Annotated in this window: 24 protein-coding genes and 1 pseudogene; 14 read left to right on the forward strand and 11 right to left on the reverse strand. The window is 72.4% G+C overall.

From position 1 onward, the window contains the following. Positions 1-16: 16 nt before the first annotated feature. From disA to Van01_RS03075, 4 genes are all read right to left on the reverse strand, one after another. Positions 17-1195 carry a DNA integrity scanning diadenylate cyclase DisA gene (gene disA, locus Van01_RS03060; protein ID WP_099849073.1) on the reverse strand — a complete coding sequence of 393 codons (1179 nt, stop codon included), beginning with the start codon at positions 1193-1195 and terminating at the stop codon, positions 17-19. Between the two features lie 88 nt (positions 1196-1283). After that, entirely contained in the window at positions 1284-2780 is a 1497-nt protein-coding gene (radA, locus tag Van01_RS03065) for a DNA repair protein RadA (RefSeq protein ID WP_373306203.1), read from the reverse strand. 45 nt (positions 2781-2825) lie between these two features. After that, a complete protein-coding gene (locus tag Van01_RS03070) occupies positions 2826-3563 on the reverse strand; it encodes a hypothetical protein (RefSeq protein ID WP_203999337.1) in 738 nt (245 codons plus the stop codon). Positions 3564-3703: 140 nt separating this feature from the next. Further along, a complete protein-coding gene (locus Van01_RS03075; RefSeq protein WP_203999339.1) occupies positions 3704-4543 on the reverse strand; it encodes a UbiA family prenyltransferase in 840 nt (279 codons plus the stop codon). 46 nt (positions 4544-4589) lie between these two features. Here Van01_RS03075 and Van01_RS03080 point away from each other — a divergent pair, with 46 nt between their 5' ends. From Van01_RS03080 to Van01_RS03095, 4 genes are all read left to right on the forward strand, one after another. Then, positions 4590-5327, forward strand: coding sequence for a methyltransferase domain-containing protein (locus tag Van01_RS03080; RefSeq protein WP_203999342.1), 738 nt, complete (start codon positions 4590-4592; stop codon positions 5325-5327). Positions 5328-5374: 47 nt separating this feature from the next. Beyond that, a complete protein-coding gene (locus Van01_RS03085; RefSeq protein ID WP_203999345.1) occupies positions 5375-6544 on the forward strand; it encodes an acyl-CoA dehydrogenase family protein in 1170 nt (389 codons plus the stop codon). A gap of 89 nt (positions 6545-6633) precedes the next feature. Then, positions 6634-7683 (forward strand): type III polyketide synthase, encoded by a 1050-nt coding sequence (locus Van01_RS03090; protein WP_203999348.1) that lies wholly within the window; start codon positions 6634-6636, stop codon positions 7681-7683. A 28-nt stretch (positions 7684-7711) separates the two neighbouring features. Continuing rightward, entirely contained in the window at positions 7712-8314 is a 603-nt protein-coding gene (locus tag Van01_RS03095) for a hypothetical protein (protein ID WP_203999351.1), read from the forward strand. Between the two features lie 24 nt (positions 8315-8338). Here the strand turns inward: Van01_RS03095 and Van01_RS03100 are convergent, their stop codons facing one another. After that, positions 8339-9010 (reverse strand): hypothetical protein, encoded by a 672-nt coding sequence (locus Van01_RS03100; RefSeq protein WP_203999354.1) that lies wholly within the window; start codon positions 9008-9010, stop codon positions 8339-8341. A 374-nt stretch (positions 9011-9384) separates the two neighbouring features. Here Van01_RS03100 and Van01_RS03105 point away from each other — a divergent pair, with 374 nt between their 5' ends. The 4 genes and pseudogenes from Van01_RS03105 to Van01_RS32825 form a co-directional block, all read left to right on the forward strand. Further along, on the forward strand, positions 9385-9870 hold the full coding sequence (locus Van01_RS03105) for a CarD family transcriptional regulator (protein ID WP_007073334.1): 486 nt from the start codon (positions 9385-9387) through the stop codon (positions 9868-9870). Between the two features lie 56 nt (positions 9871-9926). Further along, positions 9927-10622: a 2-C-methyl-D-erythritol 4-phosphate cytidylyltransferase gene (gene ispD / locus Van01_RS03110; RefSeq protein WP_203999357.1), complete on the forward strand. Its 696-nt coding sequence runs from the start codon at positions 9927-9929 to the stop codon at positions 10620-10622. A gap of 14 nt (positions 10623-10636) precedes the next feature. After that, complete coding sequence (gene ispF / locus Van01_RS03115; RefSeq protein ID WP_204000530.1) at positions 10637-11122, forward strand: 2-C-methyl-D-erythritol 2,4-cyclodiphosphate synthase; 486 nt, start codon at positions 10637-10639, stop codon at positions 11120-11122. Positions 11123-11132: 10 nt separating this feature from the next. Then, positions 11133-11807: pseudogene (locus Van01_RS32825) on the forward strand (tetratricopeptide repeat protein); the annotation flags it as partial. 670 nt (positions 11808-12477) lie between these two features. Here the strand turns inward: Van01_RS32825 and Van01_RS03125 are convergent. Further along, positions 12478-13644: a homogentisate 1,2-dioxygenase gene (locus Van01_RS03125; protein ID WP_203999363.1), complete on the reverse strand. Its 1167-nt coding sequence runs from the start codon at positions 13642-13644 to the stop codon at positions 12478-12480. 79 nt (positions 13645-13723) lie between these two features. Between Van01_RS03125 and Van01_RS03130 the strand changes: the two genes are divergently transcribed. The 5 genes from Van01_RS03130 (at position 13724) to Van01_RS03150 (ending at position 18096) form a co-directional block, all read left to right on the forward strand. After that, positions 13724-14590, forward strand: coding sequence for a hypothetical protein (locus Van01_RS03130; protein WP_203999367.1), 867 nt, complete (start codon positions 13724-13726; stop codon positions 14588-14590). 14 nt (positions 14591-14604) lie between these two features. Beyond that, the gene (gene fahA, locus Van01_RS03135) at positions 14605-15801 is read left to right on the forward strand and encodes a fumarylacetoacetase (RefSeq protein ID WP_204000533.1); all 1197 of its coding nucleotides are present in this window, start codon (positions 14605-14607) and stop codon (positions 15799-15801) included. Between the two features lie 175 nt (positions 15802-15976). Beyond that, the gene (locus tag Van01_RS03140) at positions 15977-16186 is read left to right on the forward strand and encodes a DUF397 domain-containing protein (protein ID WP_099852772.1); all 210 of its coding nucleotides are present in this window, start codon (positions 15977-15979) and stop codon (positions 16184-16186) included. A 91-nt stretch (positions 16187-16277) separates the two neighbouring features. Beyond that, positions 16278-16748: an SRPBCC family protein gene (locus Van01_RS03145; protein ID WP_203999390.1), complete on the forward strand. Its 471-nt coding sequence runs from the start codon at positions 16278-16280 to the stop codon at positions 16746-16748. Positions 16749-16851: 103 nt separating this feature from the next. Next, positions 16852-18096, forward strand: coding sequence for an outer membrane protein assembly factor BamB family protein (locus Van01_RS03150; protein WP_203999393.1), 1245 nt, complete (start codon positions 16852-16854; stop codon positions 18094-18096). Between the two features lie 52 nt (positions 18097-18148). Here Van01_RS03150 and hisC read toward each other — a convergent pair whose 3' ends face one another. The 4 genes from hisC to hppD all read right to left on the reverse strand — a co-directional run bounded on the left by hisC (position 18149) and on the right by hppD (position 22323). Continuing rightward, on the reverse strand, positions 18149-19249 hold the full coding sequence (gene hisC, locus Van01_RS03155) for a histidinol-phosphate transaminase (protein WP_203999397.1): 1101 nt from the start codon (positions 19247-19249) through the stop codon (positions 18149-18151). Then, entirely contained in the window at positions 19246-20217 is a 972-nt protein-coding gene (locus Van01_RS03160) for an RDD family protein (protein WP_203999400.1), read from the reverse strand. The genes hisC and Van01_RS03160 overlap by 4 nt, the downstream gene beginning before the upstream one ends. Before the next feature lie 22 nt (positions 20218-20239). Beyond that, positions 20240-20764 carry an RDD family protein gene (locus tag Van01_RS03165; protein ID WP_239098846.1) on the reverse strand — a complete coding sequence of 175 codons (525 nt, stop codon included), beginning with the start codon at positions 20762-20764 and terminating at the stop codon, positions 20240-20242. 353 nt (positions 20765-21117) lie between these two features. Continuing rightward, on the reverse strand, positions 21118-22323 hold the full coding sequence (hppD, locus tag Van01_RS03170; RefSeq protein WP_203999404.1) for a 4-hydroxyphenylpyruvate dioxygenase: 1206 nt from the start codon (positions 22321-22323) through the stop codon (positions 21118-21120). A gap of 142 nt (positions 22324-22465) precedes the next feature. Here hppD and Van01_RS03175 point away from each other — a divergent pair, with 142 nt between their 5' ends. Beyond that, on the forward strand, positions 22466-22951 hold the full coding sequence (locus tag Van01_RS03175) for an Lrp/AsnC family transcriptional regulator (protein ID WP_203999407.1): 486 nt from the start codon (positions 22466-22468) through the stop codon (positions 22949-22951). A 6-nt stretch (positions 22952-22957) separates the two neighbouring features. Here Van01_RS03175 and Van01_RS03180 read toward each other — a convergent pair whose 3' ends face one another. Then, positions 22958-23944, reverse strand: a complete 987-nt coding sequence (locus Van01_RS03180; protein ID WP_203999409.1) for an ArsR/SmtB family transcription factor — start codon at positions 23942-23944, stop codon at positions 22958-22960. Positions 23945-24013: the final 69 nt, after the last annotated feature.

Genomic DNA, 24013 nt, shown 5'->3' on the forward strand with positions numbered 1-24013 from the left:
GGATCTCGGCAGCCGGTCAGACGTAGCGTTCCAGGATGGACGCCTCGGCCAGCCGTGACAGCCCCTCGCGGACGCCCCGGGCCCGGGCGTCACCGACGCCCTCGACCGTCTGGAGATCCTCCACCGTTGCCCCCAGCAGCCGTTGCAGGCTGCCGAAGTGCACCACCAGCCGGTCGACCACGGCTGTCGGAAGTCGCGGCACCTTGGCCAGCAGCCGGAACCCGCGCGGGCTGACCGCGGCGTCCAGCGCGTCCGAGGCGGCCGGATAGCCGATCGCCTTGGCCACCGAGACCAGGTCGATCAGTTCGGTGGCGCTGAGCAGGTCCAGCTCGACAAGCGCCTCGTCGAGGGTCCGCGACTTGCGACCGGTGGGCAGGTAGTCCCGAATGACAAGGGTGCGGTCGGCGTCGACGCCGGCCATCAACTCGTCAAGCTGAAGGGCGAGCAACCGCCCGTCGGTGCCCAGCTCCACCACGTAGCCGGCGATCTCGTCGGCGATCCGGCGGACCATCTCCAGTCGCTGCACCACTGCCACCGCGTCACGTACAGTGACCAGATCCTCGATCTCCAGGGCGGAGAGAGTGCCGGAGACCTCGTCCAGGCGGAGCTTGTACCGCTCCAACGTGGCGAGCGCCTGATTCGCGCGGGAGAGGATCGCCGCCGAGTCGTCGAGCACGTGCCGCTGGCCGTTGACGTAGAGGCTGATGATGCGCATGGACTGGCTTACCGAGATGACCGGGTAGCCGGTCTGGCGGGCGACCCGCTCAGCGGTGCGGTGCCGGGTGCCGGACTCCTCGGTCGGGATGGTCGGATCGGGCATCAGGTGCACCGCCGCCCGGACGATCCGGGTCCCGTCGCTGGAGAGCACCACCGCGCCGTCCATCTTGCACAGCTCGCGGACCCGGGTCGCGGAGAATTCGACGTCAAGCGGAAAGCCGCCCGTGCAGAGGCCCTCGACCACCTTGTCGTAGCCGAGCACGATCAACGCGCCCGTCCGGCCCCGCAGGATCCGCTCCAACCCGTCGCGCAGCGCGGTGCCCGGTGCCATCAGGGCCAGGTTGGCGCGCAGCGGATCTCCGGCGACGCCGCCCCCGGTCACGCTCACGCTGATCGGTCGGGCGGGCGAGCCCACGGCAGCGGTGCGGGCGTGGGGCGTCGCGCCGGCAGGCTTGGTGGTATCGCGGTCGATCGGCACGGGCACAGTCTACGGACTGCCCTGCGGTGGGTGCTCTCGCGGTTACTGTGATGTGTCACGATTCCGCCCGGCCTGCCCGGTGGAGGGCTCACTCCGCTGACGCCCGCGCCGCCGCCTGCAACGCCGAGCGGACATCAGTGACCTCGATCACTCGTAGCTGCTCCGGGCCGGCACCTGTGCTCGTCGGACCGCAGCCGGGCGGCACGAGGGCCAGCCGGAAACCGAGCCGTGCCGCCTCGGCCAGCCGCCGCGGCACGGCGCCCACCCGGCGTACCTCGCCGGTGAGGCCGACCTCGCCGATCGCCACCAGGTGCGGCGCGATCGCCAGGTTGAGCCCGCCGGAGGCGACGGCGAGGGCGACCGCCAGGTCGGCCGCAGGCTCCACCACCCGGATGCCGCCCACGGTGGCCGCGAAGACCTCCCGGTCGTGCAGGGTGAGCCGTTCGGTGCGGCGCTGGAGCACCGCCAGCACCATCGCCAGCCGGGCGGAATCCAGCCCGGAGACGGTACGCCGGGGCGAGCCGGCCACCGTGGCTCCGATCAGCGCCTGGACCTCGGTGAGCAGTGCCCGACGCCCCTCCATCGCCACCGTCACGCAGGTGCCCGGTACCGGCTCGGAGTAGCGGGTCAGAAACAGCCCGGACGGGTCGGCGAGGCTGCTGATGCCGCCCTCGTGCATCTCGAAGCAGCCGACCTCGTCGGCGGCGCCGAACCGGTTCTTGACACCACGCACCATCCGCAGCGACGAGTGCTTGTCGCCTTCGAAGTGCAGCACCACGTCGACCAGATGTTCGAGCACCCGAGGACCGGCGACCTGGCCGTCCTTGGTGACGTGGCCGACCAGCACGGTGGCGATCCCACGTTCCTTGGCGACCGCGACCAGGGCTGCGGTGACCGCCCGAACCTGGGTCACCCCGCCGGGTACGCCCTCGGTGCCGGTGGTGGAGATGGTCTGCACCGAGTCGAGGACGAGCAGCCCGGGCTTGACCGCGTCGAGATGACCGAGCACCGCCGCGAGGTCGCTCTCGGCGGCCAGGAAGAGCTGGTCGTGCAGGGTGCCCATGCGCTCCGCCCGCAGCCGCACCTGGCTGACCGACTCCTCACCGCTGACCACCAACGACGGGCTGCCCGCCCCGGCGGCCCACTGTTGGGCGACGTCGAGCAGCAGGGTGGACTTGCCGACCCCCGGCTCCCCGGCGAGCAGCACCACCGCGCCGGGGACCAGGCCGCCACCGAGGACACGGTCCAGTTCGCCGACCCCGGTGGGCCGGGCCCGGGCCGGTGCCGCGCTGATGGTGGCGATGGGTCGGGCCGGCTCGGCGGGCATCCGGGAGCTCACCACCCGACCCGAGACGGTCGGGCCGGTGATCGTGCACTCGACCACGGAACCCCACTCGCCGCACTCGGGACAGCGTCCGACCCACTTCGGTGGCTGGTGCCCGCAGGCGTCGCACTCGTACGCGGGTCGGGGCTCGCGAGCGGCGGCCCGGCTTCGCGAGCCGGTGCCCGCCCGGGACGGGGTCGATCGGGAGATGCTCACCCGACCGACGCTAACCCCCGGGTACGACGACGGCGCCGTCGGCATGGCTGCACCACGCCGACGGCGCCGTCGGGACGTACCTGGACGGGCTCAGTGGCCGCCTTCGCCCTCGTACTCGGTGTGCCGTTCGATGATCGGGGACGGCTGCGGCCCGGGGGAGAGCGGTACGGCGATCGGCGCGGGGGTGGTGACCGTCTCGCCGTTGAAGTCGAAGGTCAGCGTGACGTTCTGGCCGGCGAGCAGGGCCTCGTTCAACCCGACGAGCTGGAGCACCTGCTCACCCTCGGTGTTCAGCTGCACGTAGCTCAGCGGGGGGATCTCGATCCGGGCCGGACCGGTGGAGGGCGATCCGGTCGGGCTGGGCGACGGCGAGTCGTCCGGCGAGGGCGAGCTGTCCGGCGAGGCGGAGTTGTCCGGCGAGGCGGAGTTGTCCGGCGAGGGGGAGCCCTCGGGGGACTGCTCAGGTGACGGGGAGACGGTCGGCGACGGGCTCGTCGCGGCGGCGACCGTGGTGATCACCACGTCACGGGCGTCCGGCGAGGTGACGGTCACCGTCACCGGGTCCTGGGAGTCGTTGTAGAGGACGACGTTGAGCGGGGCGTTGTCGCCGGCCTGGTAGCCCTCGACACCGGGGTAGGAGACCAGAGCGCCGCGTACGGCGTACTTCCCGTCGCCGGCCTGGATGTTGGCGCCCTGGACCGACGGCACCTTGTTGGCCGTCTCGGAGATCTGACCGGCGCCGCACCCGGACAGCAGCAGCCCGGCTGCCGCCGCGATCCCGGGCAGCAGCATGGCAGCCCGCCGGGAACCCCTGATCGAGCGCGTCACGTCGGTCCTCCTCGTCACGATCACTCCCGGCTCACCCGCCGGAACCGCTGGCCATACCCGCGCAGACCGGGCTCCAGGGTAGTTGGAGCTGATCGTGGCCCGCACGCGGACCCGGCGCGGCCACCTGCCGGGGTGAGACCTCAGACCAGTCGACCGCTCGTGACCAGCAGGACGACGTCGATCAAGGCGACCAGCAGCACCGCCCGGAAGGCGGCCACCGGTCGGGCCCCGGCGCGTTCGTCGGCCCGGCCGAGGTGCCAGGCGAGGATGAAGATCACGACGGCGGCGACGACCGCTGCGAGGCCCACGCCCGTCGGTGGTCCGGGCGGCCCGAGCACAAGTGTGACGGTCGCCGCGATCAGCAGTCCGACAGCGGCCGCCCGGCTGCCCGCCGGGCCGAGCCGGTGCGGCAGCCCGCGGACCCCGGTCCGGGCGTCGTCGGCGAAGTCCGGCAGCACGTTCGCGAAGTGGGCGCCCGCACCGAGCAGTGCCGCCGCGGCGACCAGCCAGGCCGGCGGTGCCGGCGCACCGGGCAGGGCCAGCACCACGAAGGCGGGCAGCGCGCCGAAGGAGATCGCGTACGGCAGCACCGAGACCGCCGTGGACTTCAGCGGCCAGTCGTAGAGCAGCGCCGAGACCAGGGCGACGATGGCGCAGAACGCCGCCGCCGGGTTGGTGGTCAGGGCCAGCGCGACTGTCGCGATGGCCGCCACGGCGGCGGCCACCGCGACGGTACGCCGTCCGAGCGCACCGGAGGCCAGCGGCTTGTCGGTACGCCCGACCGTGGCGTCGCGATCCGCGTCGAGCAGATCGTTCGTCCACCCGACCGTGAACTGGCTGGCAGCCACGGTGAGCACCACCGCGACGACACCTCCCGGTGGATGACCGACGCCCAGGGCCAGCAGACCGGCCACTGTGGTGACCGCTGCGGTCGGCTCCGGATGGCTTGCTCTGACCAGCCCTAACACCGTCGACGACATAACGGAAGTCTGGTCGTTACCGGGGAGTCGTGCCACGCTCGTTGCCATGCGTGACGCTGGCCTCGTGCTGCCCCGCAACGATCCGCGCCAGTACGACGACCTGGCGGACGAATGGTGGCGGCCGGATGGCGTGTTCGCCATGCTGCACTGGTTGGCCCGGGCACGGGCCGCGCTGGTGCCCCCGGCGACGCGTCCCGGTGCGCTCCTGGTCGACCTGGGCTGTGGGGCCGGGCTGCTCGCCCCGCACCTGGCCGGCAAGGGCTACCGACACGTGGGGGTGGATCTCACCCGCTCGGCGCTGGCTCAGGCGGCGGCGCACGGCGTGACGGCGGTCAACGGCGACGCCACGGCGGTCCCGCTCGTGGACGGGTGCGCCGACGTGGTCGCCGCCGGCGAGCTGCTGGAGCACGTACCGGACTGGCGGGCAGCGGTGGCCGAGGCGTGTCGGCTGCTGCGCCCCGGCGGACTGCTGGTACTGGACACCCTCAACGACACCGCGCTGGCCCGGTTGGTCGCTGTCCGCATCGCCGAGCGACTGCCCACAGTGCCGCGCGGCATTCACGACCCTGGGTTGTTCGTGGACGATCGCGAGCTGGTCGCCGAGTGCGCCCGGCACGGTGTCGACCTGAAGGTGCGGGGCGTCCGGCCGGGCGTACCGGGGCTGCTGCGGTGGCTGGCCCGGCAGGTGCGGGGTGCCGCGACGCCTGCGGGTCAGGCACCACGCATCGTGCCGACCGGGTCGAGGGCGGTGCTCTACCAGGGCCACGGGCGACGCGACGGATAGCTGATCCAGGTGAGGGTATGGAAATGGTCGAAGAGGGGGTTCCGTCCATGACCGAGCGCAGTGGAGCGGCGGTGGCTCGGCGGCTGGCGCCCCGACTGGCGGCGCGGGCCGCCACGCACGACCGGGACGGCTCGTTCCCCGTCGACGACTTCGCCGACCTGCGTGAGGCGGGACTGTTCGGGCTGATGGTCCCCGCCGAACTGGGCGGTGCCGGTGCCACCTTCGCGGAGTACGCGGCCGTCGCCACCGAGCTGGCCCGGGGCAACGGCGCCACCGCGCTGGTGTTCAACATGCACGCCTCGGTCACCGGGGCGCTCGGCGCGGTGACCGAGGAACTGGCCGAGGCGCTCGGCGTACCGGCGGAGGCGCTGGCCGCCCGCGACCGACTGTTGCGGGCGGCGGCCGACGGGGCGTGGTACGCGGTCGCGATGAGCGAGCGGGGCGCGGGCGCCCGGCTGTCCCAGCTCGCCACGGCCTATGAGCCGGTCGACGGAGGCTGGCGGATCAAGGGCAGCAAGACCTTCTGCTCCGGTGCCGGTCACGCCGACGGCTACCTGGTGGCCGCCCGCAGCGCCGCCGATCCGTCGGTGGTCTCGCAGTTCCTGGTGCCGGCCGGCGAGGGCCTCACCGTCGAGCCGACCTGGGACGCCCTCGGCATGCGCGCCACCGCCTCGCACGACCTGCACCTCGACGTGACAGTCGAGGCAGATCGGCTGCTCGGCGGGGTCGAAGGGTTGGCCCTGGTGGTGGCCCAGCTCATGCCGCACTGGCTGGTGGCCAGTTACGCGGCCGTCTACGTGGGGGTGGCCCGGGCGGCCGTCGACGCCGCCGCGGAACACCTGAACGCCCGGAACCTCGCCGGGCTGCCGGCGGTACGCGCCCGGCTGGGCCGCGCCGACGCCGCGGTGGCGGCGGCCGAGCTGGTGGTCGCCGAGGCCGCCCGACGGGTGGACGAGGCACCCGGCGACGAGGAGACAAACAGGTGGGTGTGGCGGGCGAAGCTGCTGGCCGGCACTACAGCGGCGGAGGTGGCAGCGTCCATGCTGGAGGCGGCCGGCACCTCCGCCACCCGACGGGGTCATCCGCTGGAACGCCTGTACCGCGACGCCCGCTGCGGGTCGCTGCACCCGGCCACCTCCGACGTCTGCGCCGACTGGCTCGGCATCGCCACACTCGGCGGTGACCCGGACCGTGACGGATCGACTCCTCGTTGGTGAGCGTGAGGAAGGAGCTCAACGGCTCCGCTCGCGAACGAGTGCCGGGCTGATGAGCGTCAGATGTGAGCTTGCGAGAGGAAGGTGGGACCGTGTCCGTACCGGTGATCGCGGGCCTGGGCACGGCCCATCCGCCCTCGGCTGACCAGCAGGAGTTGTGGGAGAAGTTCTTCTCCCAGCACTTCTCCGGCTCCACCCGCGCGCTGGCCGAGCGGATCTTCGCGCACTCGGGGGTGACCCGGCGGCAGGCGGCGGTCAACCCGCTACTCGAGGACGTCTCCGACTGGCCGACCGAGCGCCGGATGCTCCGCTACCAGGTCGAGGCGCTGCCGCTGGGCAAGGAGGCGGTCGGCCGGGCACTTACCGCCGCCGGGCTGGACGCCCGTGACGTCGGCCTCTTCGTGGTGTGCTCCTGCACCGGGTACGCCACCCCGGGGCTGGACATCCTGCTCGCCCGGGACCTGGGCATGGCCCCGACGACCCAGCGGATGTTCGTCGGTCACATGGGCTGCTACGCGGCCCTGCCGGGGTTGGGTGCGGTGAGTGACTTCGTCACCGCGCGGGGGCGTCCCGCGCTGCTGCTCTGCGCCGAGTTGACCAGCCTGCACCTGCAACCCACCACGGCTCGGATGGACACCCAGCAGATCGTCTCCCACGCGCTCTTCTCCGACGCCGCGGTCGCCGCCGTGGTCGTGCCCGGTGGTCGGGGGTACGCCGTGCGTGAGGTCGCCTCGGTGACTGACACCTCCACTGCCGACCACATGACCTGGGAGGTCACTGACACCGGCTTCCGGATGGGGCTGTCGCCGAAGGTGCCGCAGGTGCTGTCGACGCACGTCCGGGGTCTGGTCGACGAGGTGCTGGCCCGGCACGGCACCCGCCGGTCGGAGGTGGATGGCTGGGCCGTGCACCCGGGCGGCCCTCGCATCCTCAACGTGGTGGAACGTGAGTTGGAGCTGTCACCCGCCGCCATGGCGGCGTCCCGGGAGACGCTGAGCGAGCACGGGAACTGTTCTTCGCCGACGGTGCTGCTGATCCTCGACCGTTTGTTCCGGTCGGCACCGGCACCGCGTCGGGTGGTGATGCTGGCCTTCGGTCCCGGCCTGACGCTCTACGCAGCCCTGCTGGAACGCCACGCCTGACCTGCCCGGCGGGGCTACTCTTCAAAACATGGACGTCGATGCCATTCATCGGCTACGCGGGGCCCTTCTGGCCGCCGTCGCAGTGGCGGCGCTGACCCTCGGTGGCTGGTGGTGGCGGGTGCAGGCACCGGAAACCCCCGGCGGCGGTGTCACGCCGGGCGGGGCGTCGGCCGCCACGTACTGGCGCGAGGATCAGGTCACCGGCGAGATCGTGCGGGAGTTTCCCGGTGCCGCGGCCTCCGTGCTCGTCGACGCGCGCACCGGCGCGGTGGCGGGGGTGGGTGGCGAGTCCCGGGGGCCTGCCGACGCCACCCGGTCGGGTTGGAGCCGCGCCAGCGGAGCCGAGCTGGTGTGGACCGAACGGGCGAGGCTCAGCTCCGGTGGGACAGTCGTCCGGCAGACCCAGATGGGCTCCGGTGAGCGACACCTGTTGCGCCTGAGCTGTACCGGTCCGGGGGAGTTGCTTGTCGCCGTGCGGGGTGCGCGGTCAGCGGCCCCGATGACAGTGGACTGCGACGGTGGTCTGATCCTGGTGGAGGTCACAGGTACCGGCGCTCCGGCGCGATTGTCGTTCTCGCCCGCCGGCTCGGATTCGATCCAGGTCGAGGCTCGGTTGATCGCTCTGCGCTGAGTGGCTGCCGGCGGTTGCCGTGGGTCAGCCGGCCAGCCGGGCGAGTTCGGCTTGGTGATCGCTGATCGAGGCCACCTCGGGCACCATCAGCGTGATCCGGCCTGTTCGGTCGGCGAGCAGGGCGGTCACGCCGTCCGGGCTGGCCGGCACGTGCAGAAAGGCGCGCAGTCCGCCGGCGGGGTCGGCGAGGGCTCGAACCGGGGCCCCGGCTGGTGCCGCCCGTGGCCGGGTGTCGGCCACGGTCACCACAGTCACCCCGGGCGGTGCCGTCCTCGCCGCCTCGGCGACCTGCTCCAAGCAGGTGCAGCCGTCCACCAGCAGCACCACGACCGGGAGCAGCCCGCGTAGCGGCACCGGCGACTGCCCGGCGTCGACCAGGTCCAGCGCGGGCAGGGGACGGCCGACCAGCTGTGCCGGCGTCGGTTCGGGCGTGCTGGCGCTCGGTCCGGTCCGGCCGGCCCGGAGCCAGGTGACGGCGGCCAGGCCGGCGATGGTGGTGAGAACCGCGACGATCAGCACGATCACCGGGCCGGTGGGCGGCCGCCAGCGACGGCTGCCCGCCGCTGCCCGCCGCAGCTCGCGACGAATCTGCTCGGCCTCGTCCGCCAGGGCCGCGATGTCGTCCGGAATGACCACCCGACCCCACTCCGGCGGCAGGTCGGGCAGCCCGGGACCGTCGGCGTCAGCCTTGCCCATTACGACCCCCTGGAACCTCACAGGTGCGCGGACGCGGCACTGTTCAAGCGTCCCGCACCGGGCCGGGTACCGCTACCGCTGCCCGCGTCGAGCTGCGGCGGGATACCATGGAACGGGTGCGTAGCCCTTGATCTCCAGCGCGGTGTGTTGCAGGGCCTCGGCGCTTGCTCTCCCGGATCTCCACGTCCACGACGGTGATGTCCGGGGGGTCATCCCCAGGTTACTGAGCGTGTTCGAATCATCGTCTGGATGGTCTGTCAAGCCGAAGAAATACCTCTCACAGGGCCCCTGAGCTGCGCCAACGGTCAGGACAGCGGTGAGACATCGGTGCCTGAGCGTGTTACCCTAGACACAGCGAAAGGGGTTTCGAACCTATGGTTTTCAGTGTCGGCGAGACCGTTGTTTACCCCCACCACGGGGCCGCACTCATCGAGGCAATCGAGACTCGGGTCATCAAGGGCGAGCCCAAGCAGTACCTCGTCCTGAGGGTCGCGCAGGGTGACCTGACGGTCCGGGTGCCGGCCGAGAACGCCGAGATCGTGGGTGTGCGCGAGGTGGTGGGCGAAGAGGGCCTCGGCAAGGTCTTCGACGTTCTCCGGGCTCCGCACACCGAGGAGCCGACCAACTGGTCGCGGCGTTACAAGGCGAATCTGGAGAAGCTGGCCTCCGGCAACCCGCTGAAGGTGGCCGAGGTCGTCCGCGACCTGTGGCGTCGCGAGCGGGAGCGGGGTCTGTCCGCGGGCGAGAAGCGCATGCTCGCCAAGGCCCGTGACATCCTGGTCGGCGAGGTGGCGCTGGCCGAGAAGAGCACCAAGGACGAAGCGGAGACGCTGCTCGACAAGGTGCTGACCGAGGCCTAGTCCTCGCAGCATCGTCGTACCCGATTCGTAGTGAACAAACCGTCGAGGACCGCGACGTGACCGCGCAGCTCAATCCGCGCGGTGACGTCGCGGTCCTCGTGCCTGCGGCCGGTGCTGGCGTACGCCTCGGGCCCGGCCGTCCGAAGGCGCTGCGGCTGCTGGCCGGTGAACCGCTGCTGGTGCACGCGGTCCGTCGGTTGGCCGCAGCCGCCTCGGTGCACAGCATCGTGGTAGCCGCTCCGGTCGCGGAGATCACCGCCGTACGTGCGCTGCTCGCGCCGATCGCACCGGTGACCGTGGTGCCCGGTGGCGCGGAACGGCAGGCCTCGGTGGCAGCCGCGCTCGCTGCGGTGCCCGCCGACCCCGAGATCATCCTGGTGCACGACGCGGCCCGCGCGCTCACCCCGCCCGCACTCGTGGAGTCGGTGGCGGCTGCGGTCCGGGCGGGCTACGACGCGGTGATCCCGGTGCTGCCGGTCGTCGACACGATCAAGGAGGTCGACGCGGACGAGATGGTGCTCGGCACCGTCGACCGGGCCGCGTTGCGTGCCGTGCAGACCCCCCAGGGATTCCGCCGGGCGGTGCTGACCGCCGCGCACGCCGCTGCCGCCGACGCCCTCACCGACGACGCCGGGCTGGTGGAGAAGTACGGCGTCCCGGTGCACTGCGTGCCCGGTTCTGAGCACGCCCTGAAGATCACGAGGCCGTTCGATCTGGCGCTGGCCGAGCATCTGCTGGCGATCGCCAGGTAAGCCCGTACCCTCGAATCATGATCGTTCCTCGGGTGGCCATCGGGACCGACGTGCACGCCTTCGAGGTTGGTCGGCCGTGCTGGGTCGCCGGCCTGCACTGGCCGGATCAGGACGGCCTGGCCGGGCACTCGGACGCGGACGTGGCCGCCCATGCCGCCTGCAACGCGCTGCTCTCCGCCGCCGGTCTGGGTGATCTCGGGGCCAACTTCGGGGTGGGTCAGCCCGAATGGGCCGGAGCGAGTGGGGTGGTTCTGCTCACCGAGTCGGCCCGCCGGGTACGCTCCGCCGGTTTCGCCATCGGCAACGTGTCGGTGCAGGTGGTGGGGAACCGGCCGAAGATCGGCCCACGGCGGGACGAGGCGCAGCGGGTGCTGTCGGAGGCCGTCGGCGCACCTGTCACCGTCTCCGCCGCCACCACCGACGGCCTGGGCTTCACCGGGCGCGGCGAGGGGCTCGCCGGGATCGCCGTCGCCCTGGTGTACGAGCAGCCGAGCGCCTAGGCTCGCCGCGATGTCCCCCGACGTCCCCACCGACCCGCCCGCCGCCGACGGCTACCTCGAACGCGCCACGCTCCTCGCCGAGCTGGGCCGTTACGACGAGGCCGTGGCCGAGCTGGGCTTCGCCCTGGCCCTCGACCCGGCCGACGCCACGGTGTCGACAATGCTGGCCCGGGTGCAGCTGGCCGCCGGCCGACCGGCCGAGGCGCTCGCCGCCGCCGAGACGGCGGTGTCCGCCGCACCGGGGCAGTTGCCCCCGCTTGTCGCTCGTGGGCTGGCCCTCGGCGACCTCGAACGGTACGCCGAAGCCGCCCGCACCGCCGACGAGATCCTGGCCCTGGGGCCGGCGGACGCGTACGCCCAGCGCAGCGCGGCGGCGATCCTGGCCGGCTCCCGCAACGGCCAGCCGGCGTTGAACGCGGCCTGGCGCGGGGTGGAGCTGGCCCCCGAGGAGCCGCAGGGCCACCTGGTGCTGGGCCTGGTCGCGGCCAACATGCGGATGTACGACCTGGCGGAGCGGGCCTACCGGGAGGCGCTGCGGCTGGACCCGCGACTCGCGGAGGCGGGCGAGGACGTCGGGGTGCTGCGGCTGGAGCAGCGGCGGTGGAGCAGCGCGCTGGAGCGGCTTGCCGAAGCGGCGGTGGCGAGCCTGCCCCCGACGGATCCGCGCCGCGCCGACGAGGTGCGCGACGAGTCGAGCCGTCCGGACGAGGTCGGTGACGAGCCGGACCGGCCCGGGCGTGACCCGGACGAGGCGGGGCGTTCGGCTGACGGTGACACGAGCCCTGCCGCCGGGCCGGAGGAACGCCCGAGCTGGCCGGCCCAGGGCGGCGACGTACCTACCGGCGGGCCGGGGCCCGACCGCGCCGGAGACCCGGAACGGGGCCGTGGCGGAGCCTGGCCGGTCGGGCCGGACCAGATGGGTACCGGGCCGGTCGTCGCACGCCAGCCGGTGCCGGCGGCGCTCCGGCAGTTCGTGCTGTGGGGAGCCGGTTGGTCGGTGGTTGCCGCCACACTTGTCGCCTGTTCCACAGCGACCGGCTCCGGGTTCTCCCGGCTGCTGGCCGTGGTGGCGGCTGTGGGCGGTGGCATCGTGCTCCGGCAGCCCGCGTCCCAGCTACCTGGACTGACCCGGACCGTGCTGCCCGTGCTGCGGCGTACCGACCGTCCGCTCGCTCTGGCCGTCTACGCTGCCGCCGCCGCGCCGGTGCTGATCCTGCTCTACGCCCTGACCGGCAGCCCGTGGCCGCTGGTCCTGGCCATCGCGATCGCCACCGCCGCCCGGCTGGCGATCGTCGGCAGGCCGGTCGCCTGACCGACGACACCCGGGCTCCGCACGGTCGCGCCACGGCCCGACCTCAGGGGCGGCGGGCCCAGGTCCAGGCGTACGCGTCGTCTTCGCACTCGGCCGCCGCGTCGCAGAGGTCGAGCGGGCGGAAGGTGTCGACCATGACCGCCAGTTCGTCGAAGAAGTCCACGCCGATGGAGCGTTCCGCCGCGCCTGGCTGCGGTCCGTGCGTGAAGCCGGACGGGTGCAGTGAGATGGAGCCCTGCTCGATGCCGGAGCCACGGCGCGCCTCGTAGTTGCCCCCGGTGTAGAAGAGCATCTCGTCGGAGTCGACGTTGTGATGGTGGTAGGGCACCGGAATGGCGTCCGGGTGGTAGTCGACCTTGCGGGGGACGAACGAGCAGATCACGAAGTTCGGGCCGGCGAAGGTCTGGTGCACAGGTGGGGGCTGGTGGATCCGACCGGTGATCGGCTCGAAGTCGTGGATGGAGAACGCCCACGGGTAGAGGTGCCCGTCCCACCCGACCACGTCGAACGGGTGGTTGGCGTAGACGTGGCGGGTCCATCCGCGCCGGTGGCGGACCAGCACCTCGACGTCGGTGCCGTCGACGAGCAACGGGGTGTCCGGCCCCCGGACGTCGCGCTCGCAGTACGGCGAGTGTTCCAGGAACTGTCCGCGTACGGAGAGGTAGCGCTTGGGCGGGCCGATGTGTCCGGACGCCTCCACGGCGAGCAGTCGGGTCGGGGTGTCCCCGGTGGGTACCAGCCGGTGCACCGTCGAGGTCGGGATGATCACGTAGTCGCCGGGTACCGCGTCGAGCACGCCGAACGTCGATTCGACCCGCAGGGTGCCCGCCTCGACGTAGAGGCACTGGTCGCCGGTGGCGTCGCGAAACAGTGGGGAGGGGCGGTCGGCCAGCACGTAGGCGATCCGCACGTCGTCGTTCGCGAGCAGGTAACGCCGGCCGAGAATCGGGTCCGCGCCGGTCCCGTCGAGCTTGTGCGTACGCAGGTGACGGGGCTTGAGCGGCAGGTTGGGCACCCGGGTCACGGCCGGCGGGGTGAACTCCTCGGCGGCGATGATCGCGGTCGGGGCGTACCTGTGGTAGAGCAGGGAGGAGTCGGACGAGAAGCCCTCCTGGCCCATCAGCTCCTCGGTGTAGAGGCTGCCGTCCGGCTGCCGGAACCGGGTGTGGCGCTTGCGTGGCAGCTCGCCGACGCTGCGGTAGTACGGCATCTCGCCTCCCGGTCCGCCGTGCGTCCGATAATCGGACGCTGTTGTCCGCTTCTTGAAGCGTCCCGTACATTCTTGTCTCGTGTCAACGCAGCTGCCCACTCTTGTCGCTGGCCTGGTCGACGACGCTGCGGTCTTCCCGCCGGGCAGCGCGCCGCTGCCGGACGCCGTCGGCGCCCACCGGCGGCACCGCACCGCGTGGTACGCGGACCTGGTCGGCCCGTTGCTGCTGCCCGCCTCGACGATCACCTCGGGTGCGCTGAGCGGCCTTGTCGACCCGGCGGAGAACGTCGCGATCGGGCTGATCGGTGACACCGGACTGGACAGGCTTCCCTTCGCGCTGTCGTTCCTGCCACCGCTCGGGGTGACCGCCCGGCAGATCGAGGCGCCTGTCGCCCGCCGGGGCGAGGATTCGCAACCTGGGCTTGCCGAGCTGATGAAGCTCGCCGAGCGGCTGGACGGCGTCCCCGTCTACGCGGAGATCCCGCTCACCTTCGGGCTGATGGCCGCGCTGGACACCCTCGCCGACGCACGTGCCGGCGGCGTGCCTGTCGCCGCCAAGTTCCGCACCGGTGGGCTGGCCGCCGAACTGTTCCCCACACCTGCCGAACTGGCCGCGGTGATCTGCGCCTGCCGGGACCGGGAGCTGCCGTTCAAGCTGACCGCCGGGCTGCACCACGCGGTCCGGCAGGTGGACCCGGAGACCGGCTTCACCCACCACGGATTCGGCAACGTGCTCGCCGCGACCCTCGCCGCCGCCGACGGGGCGACAGTCGCCGCCGTCGCCGAGCTGCTCACCGTCCGCGACGAGCGGCCGCTGGTGCAGGCGGTCGACGGTCGGCACGACTCGGCGCGCCCGCTGTGGGTGGGGTTCGGGTCGTGCAGCATCGTGGAACCACTAACCGATCTGATCCGGCTCGGGCTGGTGAACGGAGGCGTCGAGTCATGAGCGAGAGTCAGCCAGTGAGCTGGGTGCCGGGTGCGGCGGATTCCGGGTACGGGGTGCACCACCTGCCGTACGGGGTGTTCCGGGTGGGCGACGCCGAGCCGCGCATCGGTGTACGGGTCGGCGATTTGATCCTGGACCTGGCCGGCGCGGAGGCCGCCGAGCTGGTGCTGGCGGGCGGTGCGCTGCGTCGGCCGACGCTCAACTCGTTCCTTGCGCTGGGCCGTCCGCAGTGGACAGCCGTACGGGATCGGATCACCGAGCTGCTCACCGACCCGGCGCATCGGGCGGCGGTGGAGCCGCTGCTCGTGCCGCTGGCACAGGTGCGAATGGAGCTGCCCTTCGAGGTCGCCGACTACGTCGACTTCTACTCTTCGGAACACCACGCGTCGAACGTCGGCCTGATCTTCCGTCCCGGCCAGCCACCGCTGCTGCCGAACTGGAAACACCTGCCGATCGGCTATCACGGTCGGGCCGGCACGGTGGTGGTCTCCGGCACCCCGGTGGTCCGACCACAGGGGCAGCGGCCCGGCTCCGAGGGGCCGACATTCGGCCCGTCGGCGCGGCTGGACATCGAGGCCGAGGTCGGGTTCGTGGTCGGCGTACCGAGCCCGCTCGGCCGCCGGGTGGCCGCCGCCGACTTCGCCGACCACGTCTTCGGTGTCGTGCTTGTCAACGACTGGTCGGCGCGGGACATCCAGGCCTGGGAGTACCAGCCGCTCGGGCCGTTCCTGGGCAAGTCGTTCGCCACCTCGGTGGCTGCCTGGGTCACTCCGCTTGACGCACTGCGGCACGCGTTCGTCGCCGGCCCGGAGCAGGATCCGCCGGTGACGGACTATCTGCGGTGCGAACCGCACCTGGGGCTGGACCTGCGGCTGAAGGTGACCTGGAACGGGGAGCCGGTGAGTGAGCCGCCCTTCGCCGGCATGTACTGGACCCCGGCCCAGCAGTTGGCGCACCTCACCGTCAACGGTGCCTCGCTGCGCACCGGCGACCTCTACGCCTCCGGCACGGTCTCCGGCCCCCGGCGGGACCAGGTCGGCTCGTTCCTGGAACTCAGCTGGGGCGGCACCGAGCCGGTCACCGTGGGCGGGAGCGAACGTACCTTCCTCGCCGACGGTGACACGGTGACGATCACCGCCACCGCACCCGGTCCGGACGGCACCACCCTCACGTTGGGGGAGGTCACGGGCACCGTCCTGCCAGCGAACTGACCTGAACCCGACAGCTGTCCTTGATCGCACAGCGGGTGCGATCAAAGACCGTCACCGTCTTCGTTTATCGCCTCGGAATTCCGTCGCCATGCCGCGCCGGGTCGACCGGTGCCCCCCGTTTCCGGTCGGCCCGGGCTCGGCTGGCGGAACGTCGAAACTGAGGGAGATGACGACGATGCACGATCTCGTGGACGCGGTCTGGCGCACCAGCAGCCGCTCCAACGACCAGGGCCTCTGCGTCGAGGTGGCCGACAACCTCGCAGGTGTCCACGGTGTGGTGGGCATACGCGACTCGAAGGACCAGGCCGGACCGGTGCTTGTGGTGAGCCCGCCGGGCTGGACCGCATTCGTCGACGCGATCCGGGCCGGCCGCTTCGTCGGCTGACGCCCGCAGGGGGTCTCCGGCGGGTTGGTTCTCCGATCGGGGACCCCGAGCCACGCTCACGCCGCGTACCGTCGGTGCCACGGGAGGTGGCATGTCGACTGTTGCGGTCCACGGTCTGGTCGCGGTGCCGGCGGCCGACTGCTGGCGGGTGCTCACCGACCTGACCCGGCCCGGGTCTGGTGGTCGGCCGGTGCACCTGCTGACGCCCGGCGAGTTCGGCCCGGGTACGTCCTGGCGTGAGACCCGGACCCGACCGGGCGGTGGCACGGTTTCCGAGGAGTTCGTCGTGCTGGCCGCCGAGCCGCCCCGGCGGCTGGTCCTCGGCTCACCAGGTGACGGCGTCGACTACCGGATCGCCTGGACGCTCCGGGACGCCCGTCGTCGCGGGCGTCGCCACACCTCGGTGACGGTGACGGTGCGGGCCCAGCCGGCCGCAACGACCGGACGAGCTCTCGCGTTGCTGCTCGGTGGCCTGGCCGTGCGAGCGGCCGAGCAGGTGTTGCGGCAGGACCTCGCCGCGCTGGCCGCCGCAGCCGGTGCCCGGCGCGCCGAAGTCGCCTGACCCGGCACCCACCCCGCCGTGCCTCCCGGCCCATGCCCCGGTCGGCGGGCGGCTCGGGGGCGAGGGCGCGCCCGCTGGGTAGGGTGCCGTGCGGAGGTGCGGCATGGGGTGGGCAGGTCGGCGGATCGTGGCGGCGGTGGCGGCGGTGGGTGTCGCCGCGACTGCCGGGGTCATCGCGTACCGGGTCCTGGCACCGGCCGAGGTGAGCACCCCCGCGCGGGGCGACTACCCGGCGCGGAGCGTTGCGGCTCCCGGGGTGACCGGTCGCCTGCCTGTCGCTCCGCTGATCGTCGACGGCCGGCTGCGGGTGTACGCCGCGCCTCGGCAGGTCTACGCCGACCAGCCGGTCGACGGTCGCAGCCGACGCACCCCGTACTGGTCCTTCCGGCGTTGGCCGGCGAGCCTGGACGCGGTGGTGACGAGCGGCACGACTGTGGTGAGCCGGTGGTCGGACGGGCAGCTCGTGGCGCTCGACGCGCGTACCGGTCGGGTCGCCTGGCGGGCGGACGGGCCGGAGCCGGCGGCGGAGCGGGCAACTCGGCGTACCGGCACAGCTGTCGTCTGGCGGCCGGGCGGGCTCGCGGTGAGCCGGACCGCCGACGGCCGCCACGTGGTCGTCAGCTCCGGCGACGGTGAGGTCTCCGCTGTCGACCTGGCGGACGGCGGGCAACTGTGGCGGGCGGCTGTGGGTTCCGGTTGCCGCGAGCCGGTGGGCAGCGGCTCCGGTGGCCGGCTGCTGACCGTTGACGACTGCGACGGACCGGCGGTGGTCGAGTTCCGGGACGCCGCGACCGGTGTGGTGACGGCCAGGTGGCGACCGCCGGATGCCGGTGGCGAGCTGACGGCGACGCTGCTCGGCTGCGAGCCCGACGGCGTCGGCTGTGCCGCGCTGCGGACCGCCGGCCCCGGGGACGCGTCCGCGCAGGGCTGGCTGCTCGGCTCGGCAGAGCCGGTCCAGGCGCCGGTTCTGGACGGTTCGGCCACCGAACTTGTCGACGGGACGGCGGTGAGCGTGGTCGACGGGGTGCTCGTCGGCCGGGCCGCGCCCGGTGGTGCGGAGCGCTGGCGGGCCGAGGTCGGTCCCGGTCGGGTGATCGCCGTCCAGCCCGGTCGGGTGCACGTGCTGACCGAGGCGAACGAGCTCGTCACGCTGGACCCGACCACAGGTGAACGACTGTCCGGGTTCGTCCTCGACATCGGCTCCGACGGCATCGGATGGGCACCTGGTGACGCGTACGCGGCCGACGGGTTCGTGGTGGTGGAGCGGCTGCGCCGGCCTGTCGATCCCGACGCTGACGACCAGCGGTACTACCTCACCCCCGAAGCGCTGATCGTCGCCGCGACCTGAAGGGCCGGGCCGGTCCGCTCGGGGATGGCGGACCGGCCCGGTACGCCCTGGATCAGCCCAGTGCTTTCTCGGCCGCTGCCAGGAAGGCGTCGTTCTCGGCCGGCGTGCCGATGGTGACCCGCACCCCGTCACCGGGGAACGGACGGACGATGACACCCCGCGACTCGCACGCCTTGCCGAACGCCACCGACCTGTCGCCCAGCGGCAGCCAGACGAAGTTCGACTGGCTGGCCGGTACGCCGGGGACGAGCTTGCTCACGGCCTCGCTGACTCGTTCGCGTTCGGCCACCACCAACGCGCACCGCCTACGCATCTCGTCCGCCTGGGCGAGCGCGGCCAATGCGCCCGCCTGGGCGGCCATGCTCGTGGAGAACGGCGTGACGACCTTGCGGACCGCCGCCGCCACCTGCGGCTGCGCGACCAGGAAGCCGATCCGCAGGCCGGCCAGCCCCCACGCCTTGGACAGGGTGCGCAGCACCGCCACGTTCGGCCGGTTGACGTAGGTCAGCCCGTCCGGCACCTCCGGGTCGGTGACGAACTCCCGGTACGCCTCGTCGATCACCACAAGCACGTCGTCAGGTACGGCGTCGAGGAATCGGTCCAGCTCGGCCCGGCGTACGGCGGTGCCTGTCGGGTTGTTGGGGTTGCAGACCAGGATCATCCGGGTGCGGTCGGTCACCGCCGCGACCATCGCCGCCAGGTCGTGCCCGTGCCCGGCGTCGTTTGGCACCTGCACGCTCGTCGCGCCGCTTGTCGCCGCGATGATCGGGTACGCCTCGAACGAGCGCCACGAGTAGACGAGTTCGTCGCCGGGCAGGCAGGTGGCGCGGACCAGGTGCTCGGCCAGGGCCACCGAGCCGCAGCCGGTCGCCACCCGGTCGGCGTCCACCCCGTACCGCTCGGCGAGCGCCTGGCGGAGCGCCACGACGCCCATGTCCGGGTAGCGGTGCACTCCGGCGACGGCCTCGGCGACCGCCTCCACCACACCGGGCAGCGGGCCGTACGGCACCTCGTTGCTGGCCAGCTTGATGGCTTCGGGCAGGCCCAGCTCACGGGCCAGGTCGGCCGGGCTGCGTCCGGGCACGTAGTTGGGCAGCGCGTCCAGGTCGGCGCGGGTCAGCCGTACCGCCGCCTGGTGTCGTCCGTCGGTCATCTGGTCTCTCCCGGGGGGTTGGCGGGGTCGTCGGGGGTACGCGGAAGCCGAACCACAACGGTCTGCGCCCGCTTGTCGTGCAGCGCCTGCCGTAGCGGATGGTCGAAGAGCGGTGAGAGCGCGTCGATCAACTGGAGCAGCAGGCCGAGGCCGCAGCAGTACCAGAGCAGCGTGGGCAGGCCGAGAGTGTTCCAGCGGCGCAGCGCCCGGCCGAAGCCGAGTGGCGCGTCCGCCTCGACAGGCACCGCCCGGACGCGCAACAGCCGCTTGCCGAAGGTCTGCCCGCTGGCCGCCATCGACGGCACCTCGTACGCCAGCCAGAGCGAGGTGGCGATGAGCAGGATCGTCACCACGAGCGCACCGGCCTGATCACCGGCGGCGGGCAACGGGTCGGTGGTGCGGTCCTGGTCCTGCACCCGACGCCAGAACTCGTCGAGTGGTGCGGAGAGTTCCTGGAGGTAGCGCCAGACGAACCAGCCGTTGACCAGGGCGTTGAGTACGAAGACGATGCCGAAGTCGATAAGCCGGGCGCCCAGCCGGGCACCGAACGAGGCGAGCGGCATCCCGTGCGGTCGGGGTGCCGGCGGACGCCCGGGCCAGGTCGGGTACGGCCAGCCGGGCGGCGGCCCCTGCGGTGTGTCACCTGCCGGCCAGGCCGGCGGCGCGCCCGCAGGCTCCTGACCGCCGGGCGGCCAACCCGGTGGCGTTCCACCGCCCGGCTGCCCTGTCGGCGGGCCTTGCGGCCAGGTGGCCGGCGGGGTGCCGCCGGACGGCAGCTCGGCCGCGGGCGGTGCCGAGGCGGACGCCGGGGAGGTGGGCTCCGGTGCCGGCTCGGGCTCGGGCGGGGGTGGGCCCTCGGGCGGCGTGACGTCCACCGGGATGGGCGCGCCGATCCAGCCCTCGCCGTCCCAGTACCTGCGGGTTTCCGGGTCGGCGGGGTCGACGTACCAACCGGGTGCCACGCTCACGTCACGGCCTCGCTGCGCTCGTTCACCTCGACACCTTAACGACGACGGTCCCGGCGAACTTGTCGTGGAGGCACTGCTGCCAGGGCTTGTCCCACAACTGCCAGAGGCCGTCGACGTAACTGCCACCGGGCACCAGCGACCCGCCCACGAACTCCACGAGGTATCGCTTTCCCGCCATCCGTCGGTCGAGGGTGCCTGTCGGATCGAGCGGAACCACCTGGAGGCCCATCACCTTCTTGCCCAGAGTCTGGCCGGTCCGCTTGAGGTACTCGACGTGGTACAGCCAGTAGATGCCGAACATGATCACGATGGACGCGGCCTGGATCAGCAGCATCGGCAGCAGGATCTCCACGAGGAACAACCCGGGTTCCGCCACGGTGCCGTCCGGGTCGGTCTCCGGATTCACGGCCAGGATCCGGGCCATGAAGATCACGAAAAGCGGCCCGAACACCACAAGCAGGGCAACGACGACGACGGCGGTGTCGATCAGGTAGGCCAGCAGCCGGTCACCGAAGCTGGCCAGCGGCTGCCCACCGGGCCCCAGCACCGGCGGTGGCGGCCCGGCAGCCCACTGCGGTGGCGACTGACCTGGGGACCAGCCCAGGGGCGGATGACCTGGGGACCAGCCCGGGGGCGGATGGCCTGGGGACCAGCCCGGGGGCGGATGGCCTGGGGACCAGCCCGGCGGCGGCTGAGCCGGCGGCCAGCCGGGCGGCGGGCCACCGGGGACGCCCGGCGGGGGTGGCGAGCCGGTTCGACCTGCTGGGGGTGGGGCGTACTGCGGCGGGATGCCGGTGGGCGGCGGGGCGTCACCGGCGGCGGGCGGCGGCCCACCGATCGGTGAGCCGCCACCGGCCGGTGACGTGGGGTGGGGTGAGGGCTGGGTCACGCTCGACAGTGTTACAGGTTGCCGCGCTTTTCCTGCTCACGCTCGATCGCCTCGAAGAGGGCCTTGAAGTTGCCCTTGCCGAAGCCGAGCGAGCCGTGCCGCTCGATCAGCTCGAAGAAGACGGTCGGACGGTCCTGCACCGGCTTGGTGAAGATCTGCAGCAGGTAGCCGTCCTCGTCCCGGTCGACCAGGATCTTGCGGGACTTGAGCTCCTCGATCGGTACGCGCACCTCACCGATGCGGGCCCGCAGCTCCGGGTCGTCGTAGTACGAGTCCGGGGTTTCGAGGAAGTCGACGCCGGCCGCCCGCATCGCGTCGACGCTGGCCAGGATGTCGTTAGTGGCCACGGCGATGTGCTGGGCACCCGGGCCCTGGTAGAACTCCAGGTACTCGTCGATCTGCGACTTCTTCTTGGCGATGGCCGGCTCGTTGAGCGGGAACTTCACCTTGCGGGTGCCGTTCGCGACGACCTTGCTCATCAGCGCCGAGTAGTCGGTGGCGATGTCGTCACCGATGAATTCGGCCATGTTGGTGAAGCCCATGACCCGGCGGTAGAACTCGACCCACTCGTCCATCCGGCCCAGCTCGACGTTGCCGACCACGTGGTCGACCGCCTGGAAGAAGCGCTTCGGCTGGATCCCGGCGTCGATCATCGGCTGCCGGTCCACGATCGGGCCGCGGGTGGCGAAGCCGGGCAGGAACGGGCCCTGGTAGCGGGACCGGTCCACGAGCGTGTGCCGGGTGTCGCCGTAGGTGGCGATGGCGGCCAGCCGTACGGTGCCGTGCTCGTCGGTCACGTCGTGCGGCTCCACCAGACCGGTCGCGCCCTGCGCGGTGGCGTGCGCGTACGCGGCGTCGACGTCGGGCACCTCAAGCGCGATGTCGCTGACCCCGTCGCTGTGCCGGGTGACGTGCTCGGCCCCCTCCGCGTCGGGGCGTACCGCGCCGGTGAGCACGAACCGGGCCGAACCGCTGGTCAGCACGTACTCGGCGTGGTCGCGGTAGCCCTGCTCCGGCCCCCGGTACGCCACACAGGTCATGCCGAAGGCGGTGGAGTAGTAGTGCGCGGCCTGCTTGGCGTTGCCCACCAGGAAACGCACGTGGTCGAGGCCCTTGACCGGGAACGGGTCCTTGCTGGTGTCGTGGTCGACGGCGCCGACGAGGGCGTCGACGTCCACCTCCTCGGTCGACTGGGGTCGATCGATCGCCTGGGTCATGGTGGCCTCCCTCGCGTACCGCCCGGCCTGGTGGGCCGACGGGATCGTGTGCTGCTGTGCCGAGCATCGCGGTGACCCGGCGCACTGGGCAACCCTCTCCGCCTACGCTGGTCAGGTTGCACAAACGGTATGGTGTTCACGCATGAACACTGATCAGATTGCCCAGCTCGACGAGCTGGATGTGCGACTCATCGAGCTGCTCGCCGAGGAACCCCGGATCGGCGTGCTGGAGTGCTCGCGCCGGCTCCACGTGGCCCGGGGGACCGTCCAGGCGCGGCTCGACAAGCTTGTCGGGCGGGGGGTCATCGCCGGGTTCGGGCCGGATCTCGGCCCGGCGGCGCTCGGCTTCACGGTGACCAGCTTCGTCACCCTGGAGATCAGCCAGCGGCACGGGCACGACCCGGTCACCCGCCACCTGGCGGCGATTCCCGAGGTGCTGGAGGCACACACCATCACCGGCTCGGGAGATCTGCTCTGTCGGATCGTGGCCCGCTCGAACACCGACCTGCAGCGGGTGATCGACCAGATCGTGGCGTACGAGGGAATCACCCGCGCCTCCACGATCATCGCGCTCGCCGAGCAGATCCCCTACCGCGTCCTGCCGCTGCTGCGCTCGGCGGTGCGGTGATGCTCGTCAGTTCTCCGCGAGCGCGTCGCCGAGCGGGGTGCGGCGGTAGCGCACGGACCGGCCGGACCGGACCCGGGTGATCAGGCCCGCGTCGCGCAGCACGGACAGGTGGTCGCCGACGCCGCCCAGGCTCATCCCGAGCTGCACGACGAGCTGGCTGGTCGTGGCGGGCAGGGCGAGCGCCCGCAGCACCGCCGCGCGGGACCGCCCGACCAGCCGGTCCAGCGCGTCCTCGGGGCGACCCGGGTCGGGCGGCCCGAGCAGTTCGGCCACCCCGGAGGCCCGGTAGACGATCGCGAACGGCCACGGCGGCTCGACGTAATTGATCATCATGCCGAAGACCGTGGGGATGAAGAGCAGCCCCTGGCCGCCGAGGGAGTAGCTGCGGGGGTCGCGGTCGGCCACCTCGATCGCGCCGAGGCCGCCGCCGGAGACCCAGCGCAGCCTCGGGTCCAGGTCCGCCACGGCGGCCCCCCAGCCGTACGCGAGCAGGCGGCCCGCGCGATGCACCAGGTCCCGTTCCAGCACCGCCCGCAGCCGCGGCCAGTCCGGCTGCACCAGGGTGGCCCAGGACGCCTCGATCGCGTCGGCCAACCTGTCGACGACGTCCGGTGAGTCGTAGATCCGGCGGGCGTACGCCGGTGGGGTGCGCAGTCCAACGAGGTTGCGGGACAGTTCGTCACGGGCCTGCCCGAGCGGCGTGGCCCGGACCACTGCCAGCTCCTCGGCGAAGCTGCGACCGATGCCGTCGGGCGGCGGCTGGATGAAGTCGGCGTTGTAGCCGCCCCGGCGCAGCAGCGCCATCAGCGCGCCCACCGCCGGCTGGTCCCGACGCAGCCGCTCGAACACCGATCGGGTACGGGCCACCCAGGGGGCCAGCCCCGGTACAGCGTGCTGACCGGTGTGGACGCGTAGCGCCCAGACCGCCTCGCCCAACGGTGAGATGGCGTACCGGCTGGCCGCCACGTCCGCCGGAGTGACCTCGATCCGCATCGCTCGACCTTTCGCTCTCCAGCGAAAGGATAGAGCGGTCCGATGTGCGCCACCAGGCTGATCGGCGTG

This window comes from Micromonospora andamanensis, assembly GCF_016863495.1.
Taxonomy (GTDB): domain Bacteria; phylum Actinomycetota; class Actinomycetes; order Mycobacteriales; family Micromonosporaceae; genus Micromonospora; species Micromonospora andamanensis.

Bases quoted from the DNA above. Each gene is read 5' to 3' on its own strand.
- radA (WP_373306203.1), bottom strand. From the start codon at position 2,780: ATGCCGACGGCGCCGTCGTCGTACCCGGGGGTTAGCGTCGGTCGGGTG.
- Van01_RS03075 (WP_203999339.1), bottom strand. From the start codon at position 4,543: ATGTCGTCGACGGTGTTAGGGCTGGTCAGAGCAAGCCATCCGGAGCCG.
- Van01_RS03080 (WP_203999342.1), top strand. From the start codon at position 4,590: ATGCGTGACGCTGGCCTCGTGCTGCCCCGCAACGATCCGCGCCAGTAC.
- Van01_RS03085 (WP_203999345.1), top strand. From the start codon at position 5,375: ATGACCGAGCGCAGTGGAGCGGCGGTGGCTCGGCGGCTGGCGCCCCGA.
- Van01_RS03095 (WP_203999351.1), top strand. From the start codon at position 7,712: ATGGACGTCGATGCCATTCATCGGCTACGCGGGGCCCTTCTGGCCGCC.
- Van01_RS03100 (WP_203999354.1), bottom strand. From the start codon at position 9,010: ATGGGCAAGGCTGACGCCGACGGTCCCGGGCTGCCCGACCTGCCGCCG.
- Van01_RS03105 (WP_007073334.1), top strand. From the start codon at position 9,385: ATGGTTTTCAGTGTCGGCGAGACCGTTGTTTACCCCCACCACGGGGCC.
- Van01_RS03125 (WP_203999363.1), bottom strand. From the start codon at position 13,644: ATGCCGTACTACCGCAGCGTCGGCGAGCTGCCACGCAAGCGCCACACC.
- Van01_RS03140 (WP_099852772.1), top strand. From the start codon at position 15,977: ATGCACGATCTCGTGGACGCGGTCTGGCGCACCAGCAGCCGCTCCAAC.
- Van01_RS03145 (WP_203999390.1), top strand. From the start codon at position 16,278: ATGTCGACTGTTGCGGTCCACGGTCTGGTCGCGGTGCCGGCGGCCGAC.
- Van01_RS03150 (WP_203999393.1), top strand. From the start codon at position 16,852: ATGGGGTGGGCAGGTCGGCGGATCGTGGCGGCGGTGGCGGCGGTGGGT.
- hisC (WP_203999397.1), bottom strand. From the start codon at position 19,249: ATGACCGACGGACGACACCAGGCGGCGGTACGGCTGACCCGCGCCGAC.
- hppD (WP_203999404.1), bottom strand. From the start codon at position 22,323: ATGACCCAGGCGATCGATCGACCCCAGTCGACCGAGGAGGTGGACGTC.
- Van01_RS03175 (WP_203999407.1), top strand. From the start codon at position 22,466: ATGAACACTGATCAGATTGCCCAGCTCGACGAGCTGGATGTGCGACTC.
- Van01_RS03180 (WP_203999409.1), bottom strand. From the start codon at position 23,944: ATGCGGATCGAGGTCACTCCGGCGGACGTGGCGGCCAGCCGGTACGCC.